This window comes from Fulvivirga sp. (genome assembly GCF_040220315.1).
Taxonomy (GTDB): domain Bacteria; phylum Bacteroidota; class Bacteroidia; order Cytophagales; family Cyclobacteriaceae; genus Fulvivirga.
Map to the genome: position 1 here is coordinate 1 of NZ_JAVJUY010000292.1, position 5,550 is coordinate 5,550.

General features: G+C 35.6%; 7 protein-coding genes. 3 read left to right on the top strand and 4 right to left on the bottom strand.

Features of this window, described 5'->3' with window-relative positions; all coding sequences use genetic code 11:
* From RLO81_RS14665 to RLO81_RS14680, 4 genes are all read right to left on the bottom strand, one after another.
* Positions 1-1,590 (bottom strand): ligand-binding sensor domain-containing protein (locus RLO81_RS14665; RefSeq protein WP_350113146.1); only part of this gene is annotated, 1,590 nt, incomplete at its 3' end.
* 365 nt (positions 1,591-1,955) lie between these two features.
* Positions 1,956-2,300, bottom strand: coding sequence for a TfoX/Sxy family protein (locus RLO81_RS14670; protein ID WP_350113149.1), 345 nt, complete (start codon positions 2,298-2,300; stop codon positions 1,956-1,958).
* 81 nt (positions 2,301-2,381) lie between these two features.
* Positions 2,382-2,750, bottom strand: coding sequence for a SnoaL-like domain-containing protein (locus RLO81_RS14675; protein WP_350113152.1), 369 nt, complete (start codon positions 2,748-2,750; stop codon positions 2,382-2,384).
* Positions 2,751-2,815: 65 nt separating this feature from the next.
* Positions 2,816-3,511 (bottom strand): helix-turn-helix transcriptional regulator, encoded by a 696-nt coding sequence (locus RLO81_RS14680; RefSeq protein ID WP_350113155.1) that lies wholly within the window; start codon positions 3,509-3,511, stop codon positions 2,816-2,818.
* Between the two features lie 241 nt (positions 3,512-3,752).
* Here RLO81_RS14680 and RLO81_RS14685 point away from each other — a divergent pair, with 241 nt between their 5' ends.
* From RLO81_RS14685 to RLO81_RS14695, 3 genes are all read left to right on the top strand, one after another.
* Positions 3,753-3,905 carry a hypothetical protein gene (locus RLO81_RS14685; RefSeq protein WP_350113158.1) on the top strand — a complete coding sequence of 51 codons (153 nt, stop codon included), beginning with the start codon at positions 3,753-3,755 and terminating at the stop codon, positions 3,903-3,905.
* Positions 3,906-4,063: 158 nt separating this feature from the next.
* Entirely contained in the window at positions 4,064-5,104 is a 1,041-nt protein-coding gene (locus RLO81_RS14690; RefSeq protein WP_350113161.1) for a sensor histidine kinase, read from the top strand.
* Positions 5,094-5,550 (top strand): LytR/AlgR family response regulator transcription factor (locus RLO81_RS14695; RefSeq protein ID WP_350113164.1); only part of this gene is annotated, 457 nt, incomplete at its 3' end. The genes RLO81_RS14690 and RLO81_RS14695, both read left to right, overlap by 11 nt.

A 5,550-nucleotide genomic window follows, 5' to 3' on the forward strand; every position in this document is an offset into this window, starting at 1 on the left:
CAGAGCAGTCACTTTCAACTGATTGAGAGGAGAGAGTATCTCCGGTTGATTCCATGTTAAACCATCAAAAATTACAATGCCATCCCCATCTGTACCCATCCAGAGATTACCTTTCCCATCTTCCTCGATACTCCAAACCAACTCATTAATAAGTCCATCATTGGAGGTGAAATGACTGAAAACAGACCTTCTTAGAAATGAAACACCTCCCCCCCAGGTGCCCACCCAGGTATTGCCCCCCGTATCAAGTAACAACTCCCAAACCCTGTCGTGGCTTAACCCAGCTTCTTTTTTTATCTCTATTATTTTTTCCCCAACGTAAGTGAAAAGCCCCTCTCCATAGCTGCCAAAAATTAATAATCCATCACTATTTCTGGTGATAGCCGTAATTTTATTATCATTTATTGCTTCTTGGTGACTGAACGTCTCAATGGTAGTGCCATCATACCTGAAAACTCCTTTTCCCCATGTTCCTATCCATAAAGCACCATCTTCATCTTCGTAAATGGAATAGAATTTATTTGTCTCTACTCCGGGTAAATCTTTGAAGTGAGTAAACCTTTGACCATCAAATTTTGTAACACCCCCTGATTCAGTTGTAAACCAAAGATTTGAAGAAGTGTCTTCTAGTATATTATAAATTGTATTATCACTAAGACCATCATTTTTGGTATAATGCGTAATACTATCCTGATGTATTTTTGATACACCTCTATCGAAATAGCCTATCCAAATATTGTGTTGTCTATCTTCACAGAGTGAAAAAATCCTATTACTGCTTAGTCCCTCTTTTTCAGTAAAAGTCGTAAATGAACGGCCATCATATTTGGTAAGTCCTCCAAAAGTGCCAAACCATATATTACCTTGATGGTCCTCTAGAATAGACCAAATATTATCATGAGCAAGACCATCATCTACAGTATACTCTGTGAGAGCAATACCATCATACTTAGCAACACCACCTCCACTTGTTCCCAACCAAATATTGCCTTGTCTATCTTCCAACATTGAAATTACATAAGAGGAATTAAGCCCTTGATCTACATCTAAAACGCTGATATCTTTTTTGGCATCGTATCGAGGCCTAGGTTTAACCCCTAATTTGGAGTCAGGGATATATGTTTGTTTAGGTCTTGATAAAAAAGGAATAGGTTCAGATGTAGGAAGAGTATCGCCAGTAGAATTGACAAGGTGTGAGCCTTGTAGTAGTTTGACTGAATGTAACTCTGATTCTGAAAATTTGATACTTTTCAAATCAGTCTTAGAATTAATTACTTTTGGAGCACTGATTGAAACTGTATTTGAATATTTCTTGCCTTCGCGTAATTGGACAGATATATCCAGAATGTGAGGTTTTCCAAGAGGTAATGTGCGACCTGATAATACTGTATCTCCTTGAATGTTTATTATTGTCCCGGTTGAGTCTCCAGTTATGGGATTAGTGAAGTATCCTGACTCTTTGTTTATTGGGTAACTCGCTTGGCTATTTATAACAGCCAATGGAGCTGGTAGTGGCTGTAAACTTTTATTGCTACTAGTTTTACAAGTAAGTAGTATAGGTGTTAAAATAATTAAAAGCCAACTGCGCATTAATTCCGAAAATACGAAAATAATTAATTGGCTAACAGCTTATTAATCAATTATACTTTCTATTGATCTCTGCCTGATTTTATTCTCTAAAGTCCCTTACTAGTTTAGGTTTTGAATATTTAATATTTTGATTATCAGAATGTTGTGCACGTACAAGGTAAATCCGAACATCATGATCTTTTACTATAGCCAAAAGTTTGGGATCAAACTGAAAGTCGTTGATCATGGTTTCCGTGAAATATTAGAATAATTCAAACGATTTTAATTTTGATGCTTTTAATACACTAATTAGCCTTTTTCCTATTTGCTCTTTTGTTTACTTGGCTTATATATACAATCATATTAATTGATTTATCGTATTTCCATTATTCTAATTTTTTCCTTTTAGAACCTCTGGCTTTAGGGTTGAACACCAAACACTTTTTAATCCAAAATTCCAGGCCTTGCCGGGATTCATAAGCTGGTGACTCTAAAAACACATAGCCTTTCATTTCTCTTCCTGCTTGGTATACTGAGGATGCGTATTCATTTTTCAGTAAGTCTTCTTTGTCCTTAGGATCGATTCTGCATAGCAAACCCCCTTTATAAGTGCCGAAACACATTTTGTCATCTACCATAAAAGTAATTCCTCCCATCATTTTTTTCTCCTCCCATTGCACTTCTTCGGCAGTTAAAATATTTCTTATACTCTCAAAAAGTAAATTTTCCATTTGAGCTTATATGTTTATAACTATTTGGCTAACTAGCATAAAAGCACAAACAGCCCTACAGGCCATCTGTGCTTTTATAGTTTAATTTAAATCATAAAAAAATTGCTCAGAAACAATCTTTCCGTTCTCTACTCTAAATATAGCTACCTCTTCATCCGTTCTTCTTGGAGCCCCTTTCATGGTAATATCCATTTTTAAGGTAGTGGTGAAATGATTTCCAGCAACTAGCGGCTCCTCTATTTCAACACCATGAAAGGCTTCTACCATGCTATTCCATAATTCGCCTTTTTCTTTAATGGCTTTTTTTCCTTCCACCCTTTGAGGGAAACCCTCAGCTCCTTCCATCTCCAGACTTACGCAATTATCTGCATAAAGCTCTTCCTGTGCTTTTTCCATTTGTCCTGATTGGCAATAATCCAACCATTTTTTCGCAATTTCCTGTGTTGTCATTTTCGTTTGATTTAATAAAAAATTAATTACAGGGCCAAATTAACAAGGGGTTGTGTCAGAATGTGTCAGGGGTTACTTTCAATTTGCTCGCAATACATAAAATAATTGCGCAAGTCGAAATTTCGGTCTTCAAAAGTTTCTTCCAAAATATTAAAGTGCTGAATTCTATCTAGTCTAAAAACACGATAGTCTTGCCGTAATCGGCACCAGCCTATAATCAGCCACTTGTCATTTAAACTATAAATGGCCAGCGGTTCAATTCTTCTTAAAGTAGTTGACTTAGCTGGTGTCTGGTAGGTGATTTCTGTAACCTTAAAGTTTGTAATGGCAAGCTGCAAATAAGTCAGCGAAGCACTTTTACCCTCTTCAGAAACCTGTTTAAATACTCGCATTTTACTTTGTAAGAGTTCGCCCTGAGATTGTAAATTGCTTCTAAACACCGACTTTATTTTCTCTAAAGTTTGCTCAAAATGCTTGATAAGCGAATCATCATTAGTTTTAGCTATAAGTTGTTCCGCTGTTATGAGGGCATTTACCTCCATTTCATCAAACATAATTGGAGCTACACTATAGCCATCCATAAGAGAATAACCCCTCCCTTCAATACACATTATGGGTACTCCTGACTCTTCTAGTTTTTTTAAATCCCTGTAAATTGTGCGCACACTAACGTCAAACCGATTAGCCAACTCGGTGGAAGTAATCAGACGCTTCGATTTAAGAATCGTAAGCATTGATAATAATCTAGAGAGGTGATTCATAATTTATAATTCTAAAATACAAATCAATAATGACATATTACGTCAGGGGTAGGCGTTTACTTTATATTGATTGGAGTAATTATTACATGAGAATGCGGATAATGCTAAATTCCAAAAAATACACCCAAGCTAAATTTAGTGTTTTTAAATTTTAATTTCATTATAGGTAATCTTATTGTTCTTATTGACTGTATTTAAGCAATACTACTGATTCGAGTAACATTAAATTGAACACTAAAAATTGATAAACCGCATTGAAGATGGTGAGATGGAAGAATGGGCAGCTGCTGTTCAAAAGTTGAAAATCTTATTGAGTAAAATAAATTTGAAGGAGTTGAATAAAGAGTTAGTTGACGATTATAAGCAGATGGTTGAGATTGCTGAGAGGATGTGAATGTCATCCATTTTCATGTAATGCTCCATGGGTTTTATTTAAGAATTACGTTTTACTATTCCAATAGAACATTATTGGATGTTAATAACCTATTTCCTGATGCATAGCGTAAGAATTTATCCGCCATCAATGACGAATTAAACGTAATTTTAAATGAGATGAAACTACTGAATTCAAAGCTGGCATTGCATGTTGTTTTCTGGATTGTTTATACCGCCATTTTCACTTTCGTAGAAGGTGGGTATTCAAGCCGGTTTGAAATTGCCTTTTATATGGAGCTGGGGTTTTTGCCATTTCGATTAGTGGTCGTTTACATTAATTATTTTTACTTCCTTCCAAAATTTTTATCCAGTAGAAATGTTGGCCGATATATAATTTACACGCTTCTGAGTATTGCAATTGCCAGTTTTTTACACAGGTCATTTATGTACTTTTATTTGAACGGGATACTCTTCCCCAATTGGGATCCGGGTAGTTTTCCGGTCCCATATAAACTCTTACAATCAGCCATGATTATTACCTCTCCCTTAATTTTCTTGATGGGTCTAGTGGTTGTGCAAAGGTGGGTTTCATCAGAAAGAAGAGCCGAACAACTTGAAAGTGAGAAAATGAAAGCCGAACTGGATTACCTCAGATCACAAGTAAACCCCCATTTCTTCTTCAATACATTAAACACGTTATACGGATTGGCATTGGCAAAATCTGATAAAACACCCGAAGTAGTAATGAAGCTTTCTGAATTAATGAGTTATGTGCTGTACGAGGCTGACAAAGGGTTTGTTTGGCTATCTAATGAAATCGATCAGATTGAGCGATATATAGCATTGGAGCAAATAAGATATGAAGACAGGTTTAAAGTAGAGATGGATATTTCGGGCGATATTGATCAGTTTCGAATTCCGCCACTCTTGCTCTTGCCATTTATTGAAAACTGCTTTAAGCATGGCGTAAACAAAAGCTCTAAAGATGGTTGGATAGCTATTAATATTAATGTTAGTGCCGAAAAATTTGAATTTAGTGTTAAAAATAAGGTTTTTGACAATCAGCCATTAAGCGTCAATGGAAATAATGGTGTTGGAATCATGAATGTAAAGCGAAGGCTTGAACTATTGTTTCCTGATAGGCATACATTAAAGTGTGAAAAACTAAAGGATATGTATTTAGTCGAATTAGTGATAAAGCAAGTAAATGAAAATTAAGTGCCTCATAGTTGACGATGAACCTATAGCCCGCCAAATTATTGAAGGGTACCTCTCACCTTTCGATAAAATTGAAGTTGTTGCTAAATGTTCTAATGCCATTGAGGCGAATAAAGTGTTAGCGGAAAAACCTGTAGACCTTATTTTCTTAGACATTGAAATGCCACAATTAAATGGTTTGTCATTAATCAAGTCTCTCGATAATCCACCTAAAGTAATTATTACTACTGCCTACCGAGAATATGCTATGGAGGGACATGAATTAAATGTGGTTGACTACTTACTAAAACCCATTTCTCAAGAGCGGTTCCTCAAGGCCATTAACAGGATTTTAGTTCAGTCTTCTTCTAAGGAAACTAAAGATCCATTATACATCTATCTAAAAGTTGATATGAAAATGGTTCAGGTTTTTTTAGATGAAATACTATATATCCAAGGTCTGAGCA

Bases quoted from the DNA above. Each gene is read 5' to 3' on its own strand.
- RLO81_RS14675 (WP_350113152.1), bottom strand. From the start codon at position 2,750: ATGACAACACAGGAAATTGCGAAAAAATGGTTGGATTATTGCCAATCA.
- RLO81_RS14670 (WP_350113149.1), bottom strand. From the start codon at position 2,300: ATGGAAAATTTACTTTTTGAGAGTATAAGAAATATTTTAACTGCCGAA.
- RLO81_RS14680 (WP_350113155.1), bottom strand. From the start codon at position 3,511: ATGAATCACCTCTCTAGATTATTATCAATGCTTACGATTCTTAAATCG.
- RLO81_RS14690 (WP_350113161.1), top strand. From the start codon at position 4,064: ATGAAACTACTGAATTCAAAGCTGGCATTGCATGTTGTTTTCTGGATT.